The 18,223-nt window shown below is 63.3% G+C and carries 22 protein-coding genes, 1 tRNA gene and 2 pseudogenes; 12 read left to right on the top strand and 13 right to left on the bottom strand.

Translation table 11 applies throughout. From position 1 onward, the window contains the following. Positions 1 to 246 precede the first annotated feature (246 nt). Together ACVWZM_RS36240 and tcmP are read left to right on the top strand one after the other, a co-directional pair. Positions 247 to 862, top strand: a pseudogene (locus ACVWZM_RS36240) (transglutaminase-like cysteine peptidase). 222 nt (positions 863 to 1,084) lie between these two features. After that, positions 1,085 to 1,966, top strand: coding sequence for a three-Cys-motif partner protein TcmP (gene tcmP, locus ACVWZM_RS36235; protein WP_456855782.1), 882 nt, complete (start codon positions 1,085 to 1,087; stop codon positions 1,964 to 1,966). Here tcmP and ACVWZM_RS36230 read toward each other — a convergent pair. Together ACVWZM_RS36230 and ACVWZM_RS36225 are read right to left on the bottom strand one after the other, a co-directional pair. Then, positions 1,936 to 2,718: a DUF5131 family protein gene (locus ACVWZM_RS36230; RefSeq protein WP_456855781.1), complete on the bottom strand. Its 783-nt coding sequence runs from the start codon at positions 2,716 to 2,718 to the stop codon at positions 1,936 to 1,938. The genes tcmP and ACVWZM_RS36230 overlap by 31 nt on opposite strands. Positions 2,719 to 2,766: 48 nt before the next feature. Next, positions 2,767 to 3,228 carry a hypothetical protein gene (locus tag ACVWZM_RS36225; protein WP_456855780.1) on the bottom strand — a complete coding sequence of 154 codons (462 nt, stop codon included), beginning with the start codon at positions 3,226 to 3,228 and terminating at the stop codon, positions 2,767 to 2,769. Between the two features lie 99 nt (positions 3,229 to 3,327). Here ACVWZM_RS36225 and ACVWZM_RS36220 point away from each other — a divergent pair, with 99 nt between their 5' ends. The 3 genes from ACVWZM_RS36220 (at position 3,328) to ACVWZM_RS36210 (ending at position 5,202) form a co-directional block, all read left to right on the top strand. Then, a complete protein-coding gene (locus ACVWZM_RS36220; RefSeq protein ID WP_456855779.1) occupies positions 3,328 to 3,957 on the top strand; it encodes a TetR/AcrR family transcriptional regulator in 630 nt (209 codons plus the stop codon). 33 nt (positions 3,958 to 3,990) lie between these two features. After that, positions 3,991 to 4,521: a bifunctional 3-hydroxydecanoyl-ACP dehydratase/trans-2-decenoyl-ACP isomerase gene (gene fabA / locus ACVWZM_RS36215; RefSeq protein WP_456856826.1), complete on the top strand. Its 531-nt coding sequence runs from the start codon at positions 3,991 to 3,993 to the stop codon at positions 4,519 to 4,521. Between the two features lie 189 nt (positions 4,522 to 4,710). Beyond that, entirely contained in the window at positions 4,711 to 5,202 is a 492-nt protein-coding gene (locus tag ACVWZM_RS36210; RefSeq protein WP_225160275.1) for a hypothetical protein, read from the top strand. A 458-nt stretch (positions 5,203 to 5,660) separates the two neighbouring features. Here ACVWZM_RS36210 and ACVWZM_RS36205 read toward each other — a convergent pair whose 3' ends face one another. The 4 genes from ACVWZM_RS36205 to ACVWZM_RS36190 form a co-directional block, all read right to left on the bottom strand. Then, positions 5,661 to 5,810 (bottom strand): hypothetical protein, encoded by a 150-nt coding sequence (locus ACVWZM_RS36205; protein WP_156436402.1) that lies wholly within the window; start codon positions 5,808 to 5,810, stop codon positions 5,661 to 5,663. A 276-nt stretch (positions 5,811 to 6,086) separates the two neighbouring features. Further along, positions 6,087 to 6,850 (bottom strand): IS5 family transposase gene (locus ACVWZM_RS36200; RefSeq protein WP_139481326.1). Its coding sequence is split into 2 segments (ribosomal slippage): positions 6,087 to 6,512 and positions 6,515 to 6,850, totalling 762 coding nucleotides; the frame shifts between segments, so codons are not numbered across the junction. 181 nt (positions 6,851 to 7,031) lie between these two features. Continuing rightward, entirely contained in the window at positions 7,032 to 7,550 is a 519-nt protein-coding gene (locus ACVWZM_RS36195) for a hypothetical protein (RefSeq protein ID WP_456855778.1), read from the bottom strand. 99 nt (positions 7,551 to 7,649) lie between these two features. Then, a complete protein-coding gene (locus tag ACVWZM_RS36190) occupies positions 7,650 to 8,021 on the bottom strand; it encodes a hypothetical protein (protein ID WP_456855777.1) in 372 nt (123 codons plus the stop codon). Positions 8,022 to 8,108: 87 nt separating this feature from the next. On the opposite strand from ACVWZM_RS36190, the gene ACVWZM_RS36185 reads away from it, so the two are divergent. Further along, on the top strand, positions 8,109 to 8,381 hold the full coding sequence (locus ACVWZM_RS36185; protein ID WP_057019071.1) for a hypothetical protein: 273 nt from the start codon (positions 8,109 to 8,111) through the stop codon (positions 8,379 to 8,381). Positions 8,382 to 8,385: 4 nt separating this feature from the next. On the opposite strand, the gene ACVWZM_RS36180 is transcribed toward ACVWZM_RS36185, so the two are convergent. Both ACVWZM_RS36180 and ACVWZM_RS36175 read right to left on the bottom strand, forming a co-directional pair. After that, positions 8,386 to 8,916: a gamma carbonic anhydrase family protein gene (locus tag ACVWZM_RS36180; protein WP_028342934.1), complete on the bottom strand. Its 531-nt coding sequence runs from the start codon at positions 8,914 to 8,916 to the stop codon at positions 8,386 to 8,388. A 192-nt stretch (positions 8,917 to 9,108) separates the two neighbouring features. Next, a complete protein-coding gene (locus ACVWZM_RS36175; protein WP_028336117.1) occupies positions 9,109 to 9,438 on the bottom strand; it encodes a DUF6949 family protein in 330 nt (109 codons plus the stop codon). 219 nt (positions 9,439 to 9,657) lie between these two features. Between ACVWZM_RS36175 and ACVWZM_RS36170 the strand changes: the two genes are divergently transcribed. Next, positions 9,658 to 10,368, top strand: a complete 711-nt coding sequence (locus ACVWZM_RS36170; protein WP_076830248.1) for a hypothetical protein — start codon at positions 9,658 to 9,660, stop codon at positions 10,366 to 10,368. A gap of 118 nt (positions 10,369 to 10,486) precedes the next feature. Here ACVWZM_RS36170 and ACVWZM_RS36165 read toward each other — a convergent pair whose 3' ends face one another. Together ACVWZM_RS36165 and cysE are read right to left on the bottom strand one after the other, a co-directional pair. Continuing rightward, the gene (locus ACVWZM_RS36165; protein WP_021077729.1) at positions 10,487 to 10,699 is read right to left on the bottom strand and encodes a DUF3126 family protein; all 213 of its coding nucleotides are present in this window, start codon (positions 10,697 to 10,699) and stop codon (positions 10,487 to 10,489) included. A gap of 193 nt (positions 10,700 to 10,892) precedes the next feature. Continuing rightward, entirely contained in the window at positions 10,893 to 11,720 is an 828-nt protein-coding gene (cysE, locus tag ACVWZM_RS36160) for a serine O-acetyltransferase (protein WP_076830155.1), read from the bottom strand. Positions 11,721 to 11,901: 181 nt separating this feature from the next. Here cysE and ACVWZM_RS36155 point away from each other — a divergent pair. Then, positions 11,902 to 13,293, top strand: a pseudogene (locus ACVWZM_RS36155) (hypothetical protein); the annotation flags it as partial. Between the two features lie 3 nt (positions 13,294 to 13,296). On the opposite strand, the gene ACVWZM_RS36150 reads toward ACVWZM_RS36155, so the two are convergent. Together ACVWZM_RS36150 and ACVWZM_RS36145 are read right to left on the bottom strand one after the other, a co-directional pair. Then, on the bottom strand, positions 13,297 to 14,049 hold the full coding sequence (locus ACVWZM_RS36150; protein WP_141341163.1) for an alpha/beta fold hydrolase: 753 nt from the start codon (positions 14,047 to 14,049) through the stop codon (positions 13,297 to 13,299). A gap of 57 nt (positions 14,050 to 14,106) precedes the next feature. Then, a complete protein-coding gene (locus ACVWZM_RS36145; protein ID WP_456855776.1) occupies positions 14,107 to 15,240 on the bottom strand; it encodes a hypothetical protein in 1,134 nt (377 codons plus the stop codon). 234 nt (positions 15,241 to 15,474) lie between these two features. On the opposite strand from ACVWZM_RS36145, the gene ACVWZM_RS36140 reads away from it, so the two are divergent. Together ACVWZM_RS36140 and ACVWZM_RS36135 are read left to right on the top strand one after the other, a co-directional pair. Then, complete coding sequence (locus ACVWZM_RS36140) at positions 15,475 to 15,720, top strand: zinc-finger domain-containing protein (protein WP_018272338.1); 246 nt, start codon at positions 15,475 to 15,477, stop codon at positions 15,718 to 15,720. 7 nt (positions 15,721 to 15,727) lie between these two features. Then, on the top strand, positions 15,728 to 16,930 hold the full coding sequence (locus ACVWZM_RS36135; protein WP_141341165.1) for an FAD-dependent monooxygenase: 1,203 nt from the start codon (positions 15,728 to 15,730) through the stop codon (positions 16,928 to 16,930). A gap of 39 nt (positions 16,931 to 16,969) precedes the next feature. On the opposite strand, the gene ACVWZM_RS36130 is transcribed toward ACVWZM_RS36135, so the two are convergent. Next, positions 16,970 to 17,404: a twin-arginine translocation pathway signal gene (locus ACVWZM_RS36130; RefSeq protein ID WP_283070599.1), complete on the bottom strand. Its 435-nt coding sequence runs from the start codon at positions 17,402 to 17,404 to the stop codon at positions 16,970 to 16,972. A 225-nt stretch (positions 17,405 to 17,629) separates the two neighbouring features. Here ACVWZM_RS36130 and ACVWZM_RS36125 point away from each other — a divergent pair. Both ACVWZM_RS36125 and ACVWZM_RS36120 read left to right on the top strand, forming a co-directional pair. After that, positions 17,630 to 17,716, top strand: a tRNA-Leu gene (locus ACVWZM_RS36125). 168 nt (positions 17,717 to 17,884) lie between these two features. Continuing rightward, positions 17,885 to 18,205: a hypothetical protein gene (locus ACVWZM_RS36120; protein WP_141341167.1), complete on the top strand. Its 321-nt coding sequence runs from the start codon at positions 17,885 to 17,887 to the stop codon at positions 18,203 to 18,205. The last annotated feature ends 18 nt before the right edge of the window (positions 18,206 to 18,223 follow it).

Genomic DNA, 18,223 nt, shown 5'->3' with positions numbered 1-18,223 from the left:
GAAAATCGGCGGTTAACGGCCGCAGCGTTTGGCGCAACAAACCGCGCTGGCGCAGCGCTTGCCGCGTTAATGCATAAAATTTGAATCAATTGCAGTTGTTTCAAATTTTACGCGAATTCGATTCAAGTACAGTTCGAATTCGCCGCAGCTTTTACCAGTATTCGCGTCAAATCTACTTTGCGTACTTAGCGGCGGCGCAAAAGCTTTGTGCGAAACGTGGTCCCAACAAGAAGAACGGGGGCCACGATGTTTGGGTTCAGGGGACAGGGGAAAGGTTTGGCGGTTGCCGCCATCCTGTTTGCGACGTGCGTGTCGGCCAAGGCCGGCGACGTGGTCTACGCCAGCCTGGGTGACGTTGCGCGCTCGCCGATCGGCTGGGTCGAATTCTGTGCCGACAATCCGGGCGAATGCCGCGGCGGGCGCGACGCAACCACGCGACATCGTGTTGTCGCAGACCGCTTGGCGGGACCTCGTACGGGTCAACAAGTGGGTCAACGAATCCATCAAGCCGATGACCGACATGGATCATTGGGGCGTGATCGAGAAATGGTCGTTGCCATCAGACGGTTACGGCGACTGCGAGGACTACGTGCTCCTGAAGCGCAAGATGCTGATGGACGCCGGCTGGCCCCGCGAGGCGCTGTTGATCACGGTGGTCCGCGACAAGAAGGGCGAAGGCCACGCAGTGCTGACGGTGAAGACCGATAAGGGCGAGTTCGTGCTCGATAACCAGAACGAGAGCATCGTCGCCTGGACCGACACTGGCTACCGCTTCGTCAAGCGGCAGTCGCAGGGCGATCCCAATGTGTGGGTCTCGCTCGGTGACAACCGCCCGGCAGTTGCAACGGCAAGCTCGCGCTGAGCAGAACAGGAAATTTCGAGTTCGCGACCCGGTCACATCCCCACCCCTCCCCGTCCCAGACCGGTTCGCGCGCGGCCACCCTTCCCCCAAAGGGTGGCCGCAACCTTTTTAGGGACGCGATGCGAGAGTCCCGAGGAAATAGAGCCAAAGTAGTAAGCCGGTGGTAGCTGGCGACGACCGCAACCAACGGTATTATCCCTACTTTTAGTGGGGAAGCGGGCGATGGTAGATCATGAATTTGGCAACCAACACACGGAACTAAAGCTGTCGGTAGTCGAGAAATACTTGAAGGCCTTTAGCACTGCGCTACGGGGCAAGTTCAAAGAGCTCTGGTACATTGATGCGTTTGCTGGGACTGGGTCCAGGACAATTCAGCATAAGGCGCAACCCGCATCCCTCCTTGACGCGGTGCCCGCCAGAATTGAGCGGCGGCGCGGATCGGCTCGGATTGCGATCGACGTGCGACCAGCATTCGACTTCATCGTATTCATTGAGAAGAAACCCGCACACTTTCAGGCGCTAGTAGAGCTAGCCGCCAACCATCCTCAGCGCCGAATATCGGTCATCAAGAAGGATGCCAATGTCGCACTAAAATCCCTAGTGGCAGCAAACTCTTGGCATTCTACTAGAGCTGTCCTGTTTCTTGATCCCTATGGAATGTCTGTAGATTGGCCGACGCTTGAGGAGATTGCTGCTACGAAGGCAATTGACGTGTGGTTCCTGTTCTCTCTTTCGGGGCTCTATCGGCAAGCGACAAGGCAGCTTACCGATCTTGACAAGCACAAACGCGAAGCTCTTACCCGGATTTTTGGTTCTGACGAATGGGAGCGCGAACTCTACCCCCCGAAACACCGGTCGGACCTGTTCGGGGGCCTTATGGAGGAGCCGAGACAAAGAGCACATGACGTACGCGGGCTAGAGGCCTACGCAAAAAGTCGCCTGGAGAAGATATTCCCCAAGGTCCTTGGGCCGCTCCCCCTACCTCTGCACAAGAAGCCGCAGCGGTTCTCACTGTTTTTGTGCGTATCTAACGATGATCCAAAGGCGGTTGGATTAGCAACGAAGATAGGATCTCACATACTTAGAGCCGGCATGTCGTCGTAGATTTGGCCATTAAGCAAGCGACCAGCAGCCTTCTTGTTCTTGCCGCCCCACTGTTTGAAAAAGAACTTCACGTTGCCGGATCCACATTGAAGGCGTAGCGACTCTACCCATGCCGGCGCCATCGGCCGTGCTCGTGGACCGCTCTCTCCTCCGACGATTACCCAGTCGAGCGCCGGACGCCTGCTGCTCTTTGCCACATAGCGACGAAGATTGATCGGACCAAGCAGAGGCTCAGCGGAAATGAAGCGAACCGTCGAGGGCGTTTGAAGTAGAAGCGGGATTCTTTCGTCGGCTTCTTTCTGGCGCTCAGTCGAAACACCGAGCCAGACGTTGGGCAGGATCGGCCCACCCCTTACGCGCATATAGTCGTGCATCCGCCAAGCGCGTTTAGTTAGAACTTGAAAGGTGTGATTTGGCGCCTGCGCCATGATGGCGAAGACCCGATTAATCCACTCGTCGGGGCAATCCTCATGGAAGAGATCACCCATCGAATTTACGAACCAAGTAGTCGGTCGTCGCCGACGTAACGGGGCGAGAAGAACACTTTCCGGAGCGAGTGCAAGTTTACCCGTCCATATGGCGGCTTTGCGCACGCGTTTGGTCGTGCCAGAATAATGCGGCGCCGTTCCCATCGCTTCGATGCGAGCGGCCATCCGCATAGCGTAACAGTTAGTGCATCCTGCTGTTGCGATCGAACATCCAACGATCGGATTCCAGGTAGCCTCGGTCCACTCGATTGAAGTCTCTGCCATACCGACCTTCCTCTGCGGCTATGAATACCCACAAAAGTGCTAATTTCACTACAATTTGTCGTTTCGACAGGTTCGGTTCTTGAGGCCAGTCAATCCAAGTGCGCTCTCAAAGAAGCCCTCGAGAAACGCCGCGGTCTCGTCTGAGATGCCGACGATCTTGTTGGTGGCCTGGCGATAGAATTTGAAATTCAGCTCGGTCTCGGGCCGGCCATCGCCCCAATCCTTGAAGCGCTTGAGTTGCTCGCGCCCGAGCAGCCGCGCCGCGGATGCGGTGCGTCTGACCGTGATGCTGACGCGCGGCGTCTGCCTGATGACGCCGACCTTGCGCGGTGTCGCGTCGGCCGACGCGACGATCGCGCGGGCGATCAGGCCGCTGCCGCCCTCGCTCGCGAACACGAACACGATGTCATCGGCCGCGATGTGCTTGCCGCCATACATGGTCTTCTGCGCGGTGAAGGTGAACACCTTCGCCCGCGGATTTCGGATCTCGGTCTTGATCGCAAACGCCATCGCATCCCTTCACCGGCTCGCTTTGTCATCCGCGTCGGCGGCTTGACATCCTAGCATCGGCGACATTGAATTGAATTCAATTCAGCGAATGGGCCCACGATGGACGCGGCGAGCCTCGGGACACGGGAACGATTGCTCTCGGCAGCGCAGGCCGAGCTCATCGAGGGCCATGGGCACCTCGAGATGCAGGCCGTCGCAAGGCGGGCGCAGGTCTCGGTCGGGCTCGCCTACCATCACTTCGGATCGAAGGCCGGCCTGATCGCCGCCGTGGTCGAAGGCTTCTATGAACAACTTGATGCGGCGGCATTCGGCGGCGCCAAGCTGTCTGCCGCGGACTGGGCGGACCGGGAAAAGGAGCGGATCGGCGCCTATGTCGCCTTTCACTATGACCACCCGTTTGCGCCCCTCGTGATCGGACCGCTCAGCCGCGCGCCCGAGGTGCTCGATGTCGAGACCGCCTTCACCGGCCGGCAGCTTGACGCCGGCGCCCGCATGATCGAAGCGGCTCAGCGCGACGGGATCGTGCCCGGCGGCATCGACCCTCACCTCACCATTGCGCTGATGATCGGCGGCATCCGCCAGGCGCTGATCGGCGCGCTCATGAGCGAAAGACGGCCTGATCCGGCAAGGCTGACCGGCGACATCTGGGCCTTCATGGCCGCCGCGCTGCGCTTGCCTGCCAAACCCCTGTCCGCGCGGCCAAGAGCCACGCGGCGCAGCCGCAGCTAAGCTTCAGCCAGAACCCGAACATCGGTGGCCATCTTGTTCAATCCGCACGATTTTCACGCACCGCAATCGTCCTACAGCAAGCCGGATCTGCTGCGCTCGAGCGAAGGCGGCTATTTCGGCCCGGGCAATGCGCAGCTGCCGGCACCGCCGATGCTGATGATGGACCGCATTACCGAGATCAGCCTGGACGGCGGCGCGTTCGGCAAGGGCCACGTCGTCGGCGAACTCGAGATTGCGCCGGACCACTGGTTCTTCGCCTGTCACTTTGCCGCCGACCCCGTGATGCCCGGATGCCTCGGCCTCGACGCCATGTGGCAGATCATCGGCTTCTGGCTCGCCTGGTCGGGCTCGCCCGGCAAGGGCCGCGCGCTCGGGGTCGGCGAGGTCAAGTTCAGGGGGCACATCACGCCGGATGTCAGGCTGGTGCGCTATGAGGTCGACATACGCCAGGCCAGGCGCGGCCGGCTGGTGCTGGGCATCGCCGACGGCCGGGTGCTCGCAGACGGCGCTTGCGTCTATCTGGCAAAGGACATGCGGGTCGGCCTGATCGCGCCCAGAGGCTGAATTCGGGGAGGTTAAGTCCGGGTCGGCCAGAGGCCGATCGTGCCTCGAGCAGGCCGGGCAGCACGGCCGAAAACTAACATATGATACAAATTTCGCTGCTGCCGCAGTGGTCTACACACCCCCCGGTTTTGCCCGCGCCGGGGTTTGTGCTATTTCGAACCTTTCAATTGATGTCCGGTTGTTGGTCGCATGGTCGAACTTGCCCCCCGGAATTCACAAGCCAGCAGCCTGATTGGCGTGCAGCCGATTGCGATCGGCGCCGTGGCGCTGGTGCTCGTGCTGTTCGGGATCGGCTCGATCGCACTGTGGCGCGCCTACACCGGCAACGTGCCGGAGACCGACCGCATGGTGGCCGCGCGGCAGTTGCAGGCGCGGACCGCGCAGGTCTCCGAGGCCCTGGTGGAAAAGACCAAGGGCATGGAGGCGACCCAGCAGGAATCCATCGACCAGCTGCAGGAGGTGCAGGACCAGCTGCAGACCATGCGCAAGCAGTTCGCCTTGCAGGCGGCCGATGCCAAGAGGCTCTCCGACCAGGTCGCCGCGCTGACCGAACAGGTCGAGGGTTTGCGCCAGTCGCTGGCGAGCGCGCAGGCCAACGAGCCGGCCGCCGAGCCCGCGCCGCGCAAGCGCTCGAAGGCCACCCGTAGCGCCAACCGGAAGCGCCACAGGTCGCGCGGTTGACGCGCCCGCAGACCCCGCCCACCCAAGGTAACCAGCCATAAAAATGCGCCAAATCTCCAGCAAGATCATCATCTAACGGGGAACTTTCGCGCTCGAGGGCTGCCGGCGGCGGCCGATCATGAGTGCCCGTTACCGTGAATTAATCCTGACTTTGTGAACTGGTTCACATATCGGCCTTCGAATCCGAGTCATCTTCGAATGACCGGATGGCGTGAGCCGATTTCAATATCCGGGGCTGGCAAGGTCGTTGACGGTATACTACGTCGACGGCCTTGTTTTTTGGGGTCCTTGAATCCCGCTCGGGACCGCCCGGCAGGAAAGCTCCGACTCGAAATCCCGAAGGCGGCCCTCGCCGCGCGAAAGATGCAGACCGCCTGAAGAAATACGGCGTGCTCGGCTGACAACTCTGGATGCGCAGCGTCACCGCGGCCAAAGCCGCGGCGAACGGAATTGCCGCCCTATTCGGTGCGATCGCGCAAGACGCGACCACCTCGCAGTCGCAGCCGAGCAAGCTTCGGCTCGAGCTCGCGCAGCATGTAGATCAGCGCAACGGCAAGGCTCGCAACAACCACCATGAGCAGCAATGTCAGGTCAGGAATGGTCAGCATCTTGGATGTCCTCTGGGCCCGGCTTCAATCGCAGCCGGACCATTGGTTTTCGCGGCGCGCTCACGCACGGACTGCTGCAAGGCGGTGCAAGCTGCATACCAGTGTCCCGAATCCGAAGTTCGCATCATTTGCCGCACCTTCGGAGCGAACTTCGGATTCGATAAGGACACTAGCAAACTGATGATTCTAGTGTGCTTTATGAATGCGAAGTTCGTGAAAGTGGCTGCCGCGAAATCGCACGAACTTCGCATTCAGCACACTAGGTGGTGTGGACATTTATCGCATCCATAAGACGATGGCTGCGAGAGTAACGACGGCCAGGTAATTTCGGGCGGTCTTTTCGAAGCGGGTTGCGACGCGGCGGAACTGCTTGAGTTTTGAGAAGCAGCATTCGACGAGATGACGCTGGGCATAGAGGTGCTTGTCCAGCGGATATTTGAGCGCACGTGACGGGTTGTTGGGGATGACGGCGAGCGCGCCTTTGGCAGCGATCGCCTGGCGCAAGTGATCGGCGTCATAAGCCGTATCCGCCATGACGACCTGGGCAGGTAATCCCTCGATCAATTCGGCGGCTTGCGGTACGTCGCTCTTCTGACCTGCGGTGAGCTTGAACCGTACGGGACATCCCAGGCCGCGAACGGCCATATGTATCTTGGTGCTCAGGCCACCGCGCGAGCGACCGATCGCCTGATCTTCAGACCCCCTTTTTTCGCCCCAGCGGCGTGCTGGTGCGCCCGGACGATGGTGGAGTCGACGATCAGATACTCGAAGTCCGGATCACCGGACATCGCTTCGAATATGCGCCACCAGACCCCCTTGATGCTCCATCGACTGAAGCGCCGAAACACGCTGTTCCAGTCTCCAAACACCTCCGGAAGATCACGCCAGGGAGAGCCAGTGCGCACGATCCAAAGTACGCCCTCCACAAACATCCGGTTGTCCCGTCCGGTCGAACCCTTCTGGTCAGGCCGGCCGATGATCAGCGGCGCCATCCGCTCCCATGTCGCGTCGCTCAATACCAAGCGGTCCATCACACCCAAGGCGGCCTCCCCAAAAGCAGCCTTGAATCTGATTTGCGCCTAAAAGGGAATCCTTAGAGTCCACACCACCTAGTGCGCGACAGACAACGCGGCGGCCGGGCATCGAAACGCCGGCCGCGCCGATCATTGCAAGACCATCAGCATGGCGAGCGAACGGACCGGCCATGCGCGAGCGAATGGCTCAATTGCAAACCTGCACCGGCCGAACGCGCCAGCCATACGGTGTCATCACGCCGCGGCGAACGACGTAACAGCCGCCGTAACCGTAGCCGTAGCCATCGTCATAGCCGTAGCCGTAGCCGGCGTAGTATGGATTGCCGTAGTAGCCGTCATAGTAATCGTAGGCGCCATAGCCCAGCCCGAAGCCGACCGCTGCCGCCGCGAGCGGATAGCCCCAGCCGCCGCCCCAGCCGCGCCGATAGTAACCGCCGTTCCAGCCGCCACCACGCCAGCCTCCGCCGTGCCAGCCGCGGCCGGCCCAACCGCCGCCGATCGCAGCCGACCGGAAGCCACCGCCTCCGCCCATCGCCCGGAATGCAGCGCCGCCGCCGTGGAAGCCGCCAAATCCGCCACCGCCGCGGAAGCCGCCGCCACCATGAAAGCCGCCGCCACCGAAGCCACCGCGTGCCGACGCAGCATCGACGGTGAACAGACCGACCGAGGCCGTCGCCAGCAAGGCAATCATCGTTTTACGCAACATTACCCGTTACTCCTCTTTTCAAAGGCTTTGTTTTCAAGCCTCCTCCGCCGCGTCCTGCGTATGCTAGCTCAATCTAGGACCGCGGCTTCTACCGCGCGCCTATGTCGCGCTCACATCTGCGCGACCCGCGTTCATCAAAGCACGGCCTTCAGAAGTTAACAGCCGCGGCAGATGCCTTTCGTACGGCGCTCGACTTTTTCGTTCTCGTCGGCGATGGCCTTGTCGACGCTCTCGGTCGTCGTTGCCGATCCGGTGGTAACGCCCCTGCCGGTATTGGGGCCGCCGGAGGATTGCGCGGTCCCGGCGCTGTTGGTCCCGGCCGGCGGCGACGTGGCTTGCGGCGATGTCGGGCTGGCTGACGAAGGGCTGGCCGGTCCCGGCGCCGCTCCCGGTACCTTGGGCGACGGTAACCGCGGGCGTCAGCACAATCGCGATTGTCGCGAGCGCGGTGGTGACAGATAATTTGCGCATGGCAATTCTCCCTTGCGGACGTCAACGAGTCCGCAAAACGCCGGTTCCCGCAGGCGTTGGAGCAATACAGTTTGGGAGCAATGCAATTTGCGCAAGCTGATCGAGTTTGACGACGACACTTTCGACAAGCTGAAGCAACTCGGGCGCGACCGGATGGCGACCTTGCAGGAGCTCGCCGACGAAGCTTTCGCCGACCTGCTCAAGAAGCACGGCATTCCGATCGACCTGAAGGATGCGCTGCGCAAGAGCGCAAGACTTCAGGAAGCAACAAGACTTCAACAGGCAACGAGACCGCAAGGCGCAGCGAAGCCTCGCCCCGCCGCACCGAACGCCGCGCGCAAGCGCGGCCGCAAGCGCTGAAGCTTCAGCCGATCTTCTTCAGTCCCGTTTTGTATTGCGGGCCCCTGATGGCGTAGGACTTCGCCGGCCGCGACAGCGCTTCGGCCTGCGCCGCGTCAAGCGTACGCACCACACGCGCGGGCGCACCGATGATCAGGGAATTTTCCGGAAACTCCTTGCCCTCGGTGATGACGGAGCCGGCACCGACCACGCTGCCGCGCCGGATCCGCGCGCCGTTCATCACGATCGATCCCATCCCGATCAGCACGCCGTCTTCCAGCGTGCAGCCGTGCACGATCGCATTGTGGCCGATGGTGACGTTGTTGCCGATGCTGAGGGGAAAGCCGGGATCGACGTGCAGGGTGGAATTGTCCTGGACGTTGGAGCCCTCACCGATCTCGATCCACTCATTGTCGCCGCGCAGCACGGCGCCGAACCAGACGCTCGCGGCGGACTTGAGGCGGACCTTGCCGATCACCACGGCATTGTCGGCGATGAAATAGCTGCCGTCGGCGGGAAGATCGGGCGCCTGCCCGTCGAGTTCGTAGATCGCCATTGAGGTCTCCCTGGAGCGTTTTCGAGCGAAGTGGACACCGGTTCGCGTGAAGAAAACGCGTCGAAACGAAAATCCAGAGCTTCGGTTTCTGATTCAATCAGAACCGAAGCCCTGATCGCAGGAGACCTTGGCACGACGGCCGACATGGTTTCAAGCAAGCGCGACCGTGATCGGCTGCGGATCATGATCGGATCAGGCCAGCACGCCCGCAGCGCGCAGCGTCATCACGAAGAAGGTGCCCGACATCAGGCTCCAGAAGCCGGAGATGACGGTTGCCATCATCACGAATTCGAAGCGGCGGCGCTCGATGCGCGCCCCGCGCAGCGTGTTGCGCATGATGATGAACGGTGCGGCGAAGACGAGGAACGGGACCGCGGCGAAGGTCTTCGGCGCCGCGCCCTCCTGCAGCAGACCGAAACCGGCCGGGCGCTCCGCCATCGCCTGGTAACCGTTGGCCAGCGCGCCCGCGAGCGCGAAACCGATCAAGAGCGAGAACAGGGAATTCAAGGTATCGGGCGACATCGGAACTTCCGCTACGCAACAGGCCACCCGCTCTGCTTCGCAGAATTGGCAGCCTGCCGCCACATCGTCCTTAAGGAAAGGTTAACCGGACACATCAGGCGCGGCGTTTGCGCATGGCCATTCGGTCCCGGATTCCATTGGAATCGTACGGAAATTCCCCGCCACGTGGCATATTCGGCAGATGATTCGGCCACTCCCGACCTGATCTCAGCCTCGCTCATGACGCTTCTCTCGACCGCCCAACATCTCGCCCGCGACACCCGCCGCAACCCGCGCGCGCATCTCGTTCCGATCATCGCCTCGGCGGTGATCGCGGCGGGCGCGGTCGCGCTTGTCGCCTATCTGCTGTGGCCGACCTACACGACCATCCCGCCGAGCGATCCGTCGCGGCTGCCGGTGAGCGTCGGCGGCACGCTGTTCAACGTGCCGACGATGGCGGTGCGCATGAAGATCCAGCGCCACTCCGGGCCGCAGGAGCGCGTCGATTTGAGCTTCCTCTATCCGTCGCTGGACGCGCCCGCCGCGCCGAAGCACTACAGCGCCGATACGGTCGATGACAAGGTGCAGCCGATCGACAGGATCTTCGTATCGATCGCGGCGCACCACGATTCACTCGCGCCGGACATGCGCCTGCGCACGATCTATCCGCGCTATCTCGACGAGCGCGCAAACATGGATGACGGCCTGACGGCGCGCGCGTTCCGCGACGGCACGCCCTATGGCGGCGAGGACCTGTTCACCGCGAGCGAGCCGCAGCTGACCGCGCGCTGCACGCGCGACACCTCGACGCCCGGCATGTGCCTGAGTGAGCGGCGCATCGACGGCGCCGACCTGATCTTTCGCTTTCCGCGCAGCTGGCTCGCGCAGTGGCGCGACATCGCCACCGCGATGAACCGTCTCTCCGCGCAGATGCACAGCGCGAAGGGATGACACTGTCATTGCAAGCGGAGCGACGTGTCCGCGAAGGATGGTCGCTCCAGCGCAAGATCGCTCTGCAATTTTGTCGCGAGTTCGTCGTAACGACGTGTGAAGGCGAGGCTGTTCCGCCTTACTCGGCCAGATCCTCTTCCAGGATCGCCATCTGGAACTGGAACGAGCGATCATCGTCCTCGTCGTCGACGAACAGCACGCCGATGAACTCCTCGCCGATATAGACCTCGGCCGAGTCGTCCTTCTTGGGCCGCGGCACCACGCGGATCTTGGGATTGCTGAACACGCGTTTGAGATACGCGTCGAGCTTCCTGACTTCCTGAACGTCCACGGCCGTCTCCAATCGGGTCGATGATTTTCGGGGGAGTTTTAGGACGAGACGGCAAAGATCGCCAGAGCCTTTTCAGGCTTTGGCGACGTGATGTTGCGCACACGACTCTCGTTTTGTGCTTTGTGGCGTTTTCTTCACGCGAACCGGCGCCCACTTCGGTCAGGAACGCGCCGCGATCAGAAAGCGAGTGAAATCAAAGCCCGATCGCGCCGAGCATCTGGTCCATGGTGCGCGACGGCTCGGCACAGCCGGCCTCGCCGACGATTTTCGCCGGCACGCCCGCGACCGTGACGTTGTGCGGCACCGGCTTGACCACGACCGAGCCGGCCGCGATGCGCGCGCAATGACCGATCTCGATATTGCCGAGGATCTTGGCGCCGGCGCCGATCAGCACGCCGTGGCGGATCTTCGGATGGCGATCCTCGTTCTCCTTGCCGGTACCGCCGAGCGTGACGCCATGCAGGATCGAGACATCGTCCTCGATGACCGCCGTCTCGCCGCAGACGAAACCGGTGGCATGATCGAGGAAGATGCCGCGGCCGATCCTGGCGGCCGGGTTGATGTCGGTCTGGAACACGGCCGAGGAGCGGCTCTGCAGGTAGAAGGCAAAATCCTTGCGGCCCTTCTGATAGAGCCAGTGCGCGAGACGGTGGGTCTGCAGCGCGTGAAAGCCCTTGAAGTAGAGCAAGGGATCGATGAAGCGCGAGGTCGCCGGATCGCGGTCATAGACGGCGACGAGATCGGCGCGGAACGCGTTGCCGATATCGGGCTCATCGCGCAGTGCCTCGCCATAGGTCTGGCGGATCAAATCGCCCGACAGCGCGGCGTGATCGAGCCGCTCGGCAATGCGATGGACCACCGAATCTTCCAGCCGCTCATGATGCAGCACGGTCGCATAGATGAAGGATGCGAGTTCCGGCTCGCGCCGCAGGATGTCCTCCGCCTCGCCGCGGATTCGATCCCAGATCGGATCGAGCGCCGCAAGCTTGCCTCCCTGCGGATTGACCTGATGAACTGCCATAGCTGCTCTCGCAATTCGGTTGTTCTGATGTGCGTTATAGCACGATGGACCCAGCGCGTCCCGGGATGGCTCAGTACGGTAAACCCCAGCCGAACACCCCGGGCCGGCGTCTAGGGGAATTGGTCGGGATTTTGCCGAAATCAAGCCGTGCTTCTGCAACTATTGGCGGATTTCGTCCCCCGTGTGGTTTTGGGCATGGTCGGCCCCAATAAAAGGGGGAAACATCATCAATACCCGGAGTTTAGGTGCCCGCCTGACCGACGCGCGGTCGGTCTGGATCGCGACCATTGCCATCCCCCTCCTGCTGCTCGCCCCTGCCTTCTGGAACGGCTATCCGCTGCTTCAATGGGATACCGGCGGCTATCTGGCGCGCTGGTATGAGGGCTACCTGGTGCCGAGCCGGTCCACGGTATTCGGCATCTACCTCCATGTCGGCGAGACATCGGATTTCTGGCTCAACCTCGGCATCCAGACCCTGGCGACGCTGTGGATCCTGCAGCTGACGCTGCGCGTGCTCGGCCTCGCCCGGCCGGTCCGGCTGATTGCGATCAGCCTCGCGCTGATCGCAACCACCGCTTTGCCCTGGCTGGCCAGCATGCTGCTGACCGACATCTTCGCCGGCCTTTCGGTGCTCGCGCTCTTCATCCTCATCCTGCACGGCGAACGGATCTCGACGCTGGAGAAGGCGGTGCTGTTCGGGTTCATCGCGTTTTCGGCCGCCACGCACAGCGCGACGCTGGCGGTGCTGCTCGGCCTGTGCTGCGTCGGCTGGATGCTGCGTCCATGGCTCGGGCAGCGCATCCCATTCGCGGGCCTCGTGCAAGGCAGCCTGACCACCGTCGCCGGCGCGGCGATGCTGCTGGCGGCGAACTTTGCGCTGTCCGGACAGCTGGCCTGGACGCCCGGCGGCTATGGCGTCGCCTTCGGCCGCATGCTGCAGGATGGCATCGTCGCGCAATACCTGCACGATCATTGCGCGACGGAGAAGCTGAAGCTCTGCCCCTATCGCAACGAGTTGCCGCCGACCGCGGACGACTTCCTGTGGGGCCACAGCATGTTCAACACGCTCGGCCGCTTCAAGGGACTGAATGACGAGATGGGCACCATCGTGCTGCGCTCGCTGGCCGAATATCCGGAATGGCAGGCAAAGGCGGCGCTGACGGCAACCGCCGACCAGCTCATGCATGTCGCGACCGGTGAAGGCACCAATGGCTGGATCCCGCATACCTACGGCATCATCGAGCGTTACATTCCCAAACAGGTCCGGCCGATGCGCGCGGCGCGGCAGCAACGCTGGCACCTCGACTTCACCGCGATCAACCGCATCCACGTGCCGGTCGCGCTGGGCTCGATGCTCCTGGTCGTCACCCTGTTCGGCCGCGGACTGTGGCAGCGGCGGCTCGACGATCTGACGTTGCTGGCGGGCACGGTCACGCTCGCCCTGCTCGGCAATGCCTTTGTCTGCGGCGTGATCTCGGGACCGCACGACCGCTACGGCGCGCGCATGGTGTGGGTCGCGACCTTCGTGGTGCTGATCGCGGCCGCGCGCGCCTTCGCCAGGGATGAAGCCGACGATCTATTTTCGCCGCGACAGGAAGTCGATGACCCCGGTCTTGTAGACCTTGTCGCCGACCGCCCGCATGTGATCGCGGTTCGGAATGTCGAGCACCTCCGAACCCGGAATGATCCGGCCGAGCGCTGACGCCGAGCCCGCAATCTCGTCCTTGCTGCCGACCGCGATCAGAACCGGCACGCGGATGCCGGCCGCCTCCTCGCGCGTCATCAGGCGGCGCGAGCCGCGCAGGCAGGCGGCGAGCGCGCGGCGGTCGGAGCGGGTCTGATCGGCAAAGGCGCGGAAGGTACGGCCGACCGGGTCGGTGACATCGTCGAGCGACGGCGCCTCCAGCGCCAGCGCGACCGCCTCGCCGGGGCCGCCGCCCTCGATCAGTCCGATGCCGATCCCGCCAAGGATCGCCGAGCGCACCCGATCGGAATTCTCTCGCGCCAGGATCGCGGTCATCCGCGAGCCCAGCGAATAGCCCATGATGTCGGCGCGCGCGATTCCGAGATGGTCCATCAGCGCAATCACGTCGCCGGCCATGGTCGCGATCTCGTACTGCGCGGCATCGTAGAGCTTGGCGGATTCGCCGTGGCCACGATTATCGAGCGCGATCACCCGACGGCCGGCCTTGACGAGATCGGACACCCAGGTCGGGTAGATCCAGTTGACGTTCTTGCTCGAGGCAAAGCCGTGCACCAGCACGATCGGTTCGCCCGCGCCTTCGTCGATAAAGGCAATTTCAACATCGCCGTGATGGAAACTCGGCATCATCCATTCCGTTTGTTCTTGGGATTTGCGATTGGCGATCGACAGGCGACCGCAAGCCTAACCCTGGGCGGGCATACTCGCCAAGCTGGCCTGAGCGGCCATCTGCCGCCTCAGGCGCAGCGCCTTGCTTCGTCTGAGCCACCAGGCGGTGGCCCGTTCGGTGGTGGCCTTGATCGACGACAGGAAGCCGAACAGCGCCAGCAGCGCGCCGAACAGCCACATGGTGAGATTGAATGCGCCGGCCGCCAGCAGCAGCGCGCCGCGGCCGAGCAGCTTCAGGATCGCGCGGGTCTGGCCGCCCTTGACCTCGGCTATCCGCGCCGCCCGCGCGATCTCCTTCGGGTTCTCGGCGACCTTCAGCGTATCCCGCGCAGCGCGAACCCCGGCCGCCTCGCCGATGCGCCCGACGTCCTTGGCGACGCGCACCAGCGCGCCGGCCTTCTCGGCGCGGAAGGCCGCGCGGATCGCGGTTGCGGTTTCCACCGGCCGCAGCACCGAGCCGGATACGACCGCCTCGCGCAGCGCCGGCTGATCGACCACCTCGCGGGTCGAGCGTCCAGCCCATTCGATCATCCCCTCGCTCAGCCGTCCGGCCTTGCGCGTATCCTTGACCAGCGTCAGCCCGGCGCGCAACGGCCCGGCGCTGCCGACCGACACATAGGTGGCCGCGGTCACCGCGAGCCCGGCGGCCGCGAGGCCGAGCACCAGCTGGTCGGTGTCCTCGCCCATCACGAGGTGCTTGCCCTCGCGCACGACATCCCTGACATCGCCGAATACGAACAGGTCGCCGGCGACCGTGCCGGACAGGCTTGCGACATCGTCGGCATTGCCGGTCACCAGGCCGGTGGCGAAGCCTTTGGCGAAATGAATGGTGGATGATTGCTCGACGCGCCCGTCATCGACGCGCTTTGTGAGATCATCACCAAGTGCGATGTTCTTCTCGCCGGCGAGTTCGACAAAGCTGGCCGCAAGGTCGGCATCACCGGAGGCCAGCGCCGCCTCGATATTGTCGGAGATCAACGCCGGGTTGTTGCGCAGCACGGAATTGAGCCTGATGTCGGCGAGCGCAGCGGGATCGTCCCGCGCCGCCAGCACGGTGCCGGCATCACGGGCGTGCGGCCAAATAGCCGCGCCCACGGCAGCACTTGCTGCCACGCCGACCATCGCCAAGCTGACGCGCACCCGATTCATCCCGATAAAACCTCTAGTTTTATTCGCCTTGGAGATAGTGTGCCGTTTTTGCGACACAACGGCTCCGACCAAAGGAGGGCTTCTCTGGGACGACAAGATTGTGTCGAATTTGCATGAGCAAATGAGCCATCGGGGCTCTAGGAATCAACTGTTCCCGCCAGTATGGTGCGCGGCATTTCGCGATGCCGCATGCTGTTGATTGCGTCTGCCCATCGTTGCCATCAAGGTGAGAATATGTCCGACCACGTCGTCCCGCACTTCCATAACGATGCCGGTGTCTCGGTGATCGAAATCGGATCGCAGGAGTTCATGTGCGTCGGCGCCAACCCGCCGTTCGACCATCCGCACGTGTTCCTCGACCTCGGCAATGACAACGAGATTATCTGCCCGTACTGCTCGACGCTTTATCGCTTCGCATCCGACCTCGCGGCCGGCGAAGCGCGGCCGCCGGAATGCGTGCTGAAAGACAAGGTCGCCTGACCGCTCCGTGGCGCTGACGCGAACCGTCATCGTTGCAGGCGCCGGGATCGGAGGACTGACGGCGTCGCTGACACTGGCGGCACAGGGCTTTCGCGTCGTCGTGCTGGAGAAGGCCGAACGGCTCGAGGAAGCCGGCGCCGGCATCCAGCTCTCTCCCAATGCCAGCCGCATCCTGGTCGAGCTCGGGCTCAAGGAACCGCTTGCGCGGCGCGCGGTCACGCCTGAATCCGTCAACGTCCTGAGCGCGCGGGCCGGTGGCGAGATCGCACGGATGCCGCTTGGCCAGGCCGCCGAGTTCCGCGCCGGCGCACCCTATTGGGTGATCCACCGCGCCGATTTGCAGGCCGCGCTGCAGGCCGCCGCGAGCGACCATCCCGATATCGATCTGCGGCTCGGCTGCCAGTTCGAGGATGTGACCAAGCATGCGCGAGGCCTCACCATCGTGCAACGCCGCGGCAATTCACGGCAGGAGGAATTGGCCGTTGCGCTGATCGGCGCCGACGGCATCTGGTCGTCGGTGCGCGGGCATTTGTTTCCGGATGTACAGCCGCAATTCTCCGGCCTGATCGCCTGGCGCGGCACGCTGGACGCCGCCGCCCTGCCGCGTGAATACACCGCACCGCGCGTCCAGCTCTGGATGGGACCGGACGCGCATCTCGTCGCCTATCCCATCTCGGCCGGACGCCAGATCAACGTGGTCGCGATCGTATCGGGCACCTGGAACCGGCCGGGCTGGAGCGAGCCCGGCGACATCAACGAGATCAAGGGTGCATTCGCCACCGCGCGCTGGCCCGCGACGGCGCGGATGCTGATCGGCGCGGTCGACGGCTGGCGCAAATGGGCGCTGTTCACCCTGCCCGACATCGGCCGCTGGAGCGAAGGCGCGGTGACGCTGCTCGGCGATGCCGCGCATGCGATGCTGCCGTTCGCCGCGCAAGGCGCCGGCATGGCGATCGAGGATGCGGCCGTGCTCGCCAAGGCCTTGAGCGACAGCACCGGGGAAAACACCGCGGGCATTCCCGCCGCGTTGACGCGCTACGCACGGGTGCGACGCGGGCGCGTGCTGAAAGTGCAGCGCCTGGCGCGACAGCAGGGCCGCATCTATCATTTGCGCGGGCCGGCGGCGATCGCGCGCGATCTGGCGATCCGCGCCATCGGTCCGGAGCGGATGCTGGCGCGGCAGGACTGGATTTACGACTGGCGCGCCTGAGCTCGGCCAATCACGACCGACCCGTCTGGAAACGCCGGCTTAGTGGACGAGGCCCCGTGGCGCGCGCGGGCCCTTCGCCGCCGGCGTGGGGGTAGCGGGGGCAGCGGCCGCAGGCGTGTCCGGCGTGCTTTCATGGCACCTGCCTTTGCGCCAGGCCTCATCCGCCAGCTTCTGCTGGGAGTGGATCGAGATCAGCTCGTTGCGATAGACCATCTCGGAGACGACAGTACCGCCGACGCCGGTCTCCGCCTTGGCCATCAATTTTTCCTGATCCGCCGCGCGGGTCTTGAGATTGCTGCGCTCGTTCTCGAGCTGCTTGCAATCATAAAGCTCGTACTTGGCGGGATCGGCGAATGCCGACGGCACGGTGTCGCCGATCTGCGCGCAGCCGGAAACGCCCGCGGCCGAGGCGAGCAGCGCAATGACGGCCGCCGCGCGCGACAGCTTCAGGCGGCGTGGGAAACGAACGGACATTCAGCTTTCTTAACCGGGACAGTGTTGAGATTGCCTAAAGCAGCCACCGGTGTCCGGATTGAGGCTCAATCGCGGCGGCGCGCTGCTTATCCCAATGCCCGGCCGCCGAGGCAAATGGAATTGCGGGCCGCCGCTTAAGCCTTTGAAAGCTCACCTGTTAGCACCGGATAATGACAATTCCACTCCGCGCCCAAACGCGCTAGAAATCGGCGCGCCTGGCGCAACGCGGACGTGGCGGAACTGGTAGACGCAAGGGACTTAAAATCCCTCGATGGCAACGTCGTGTGGGTTCGAGTCCCACCGCCCGCACCAACCTTCGCATGCCACGCGCACCCGAGCGGGCCAGCGTCGTGTTTTCCGGCTGTGGCGCAGTTCACACACCGCGGTCGCTGTCTGTCGTAGTCTTGCCCGCATTGGAAATTCCGGCCGCGCATTTTCGCGGCTGTTGCATTTCGAAATCAATTTTGGTCGGAGGCGGCGATGGAGATTGCAAACTGCAATCGGATTGCGAAGGGCAATCGGATTGCCAGCGAAACGGCGCGCGATCATGGTGCCTTTACTCTCCAGCATGGCGACGATGCGGCTCATTGCAGCAACGGGCTCGATGCACAGAAATTCCGCGACGCTGCGCCCGACGACCGCGCGATCTACCGGCGATGGATCCGCGGCGCGATCATGGTGTACGGACTGCTCGCGTTTGCCGCTGGAGCGGCGGTCTGGATGAGCGGAACCGACACCGGACCGACGCAGCTCACGAGCCTGTCGAGCCCGAGCAGCATGAGACCAGATCACGGCGATTAGCGGTCGCCGGTTCGGAAC

The sequence above is a fragment of the Bradyrhizobium sp. USDA 4501 genome (genome assembly GCF_054062115.1).
The sequence above is the reverse complement of the archived record's forward strand: the minus strand, read 5'-3'. Positions and strand labels throughout refer to the sequence as shown.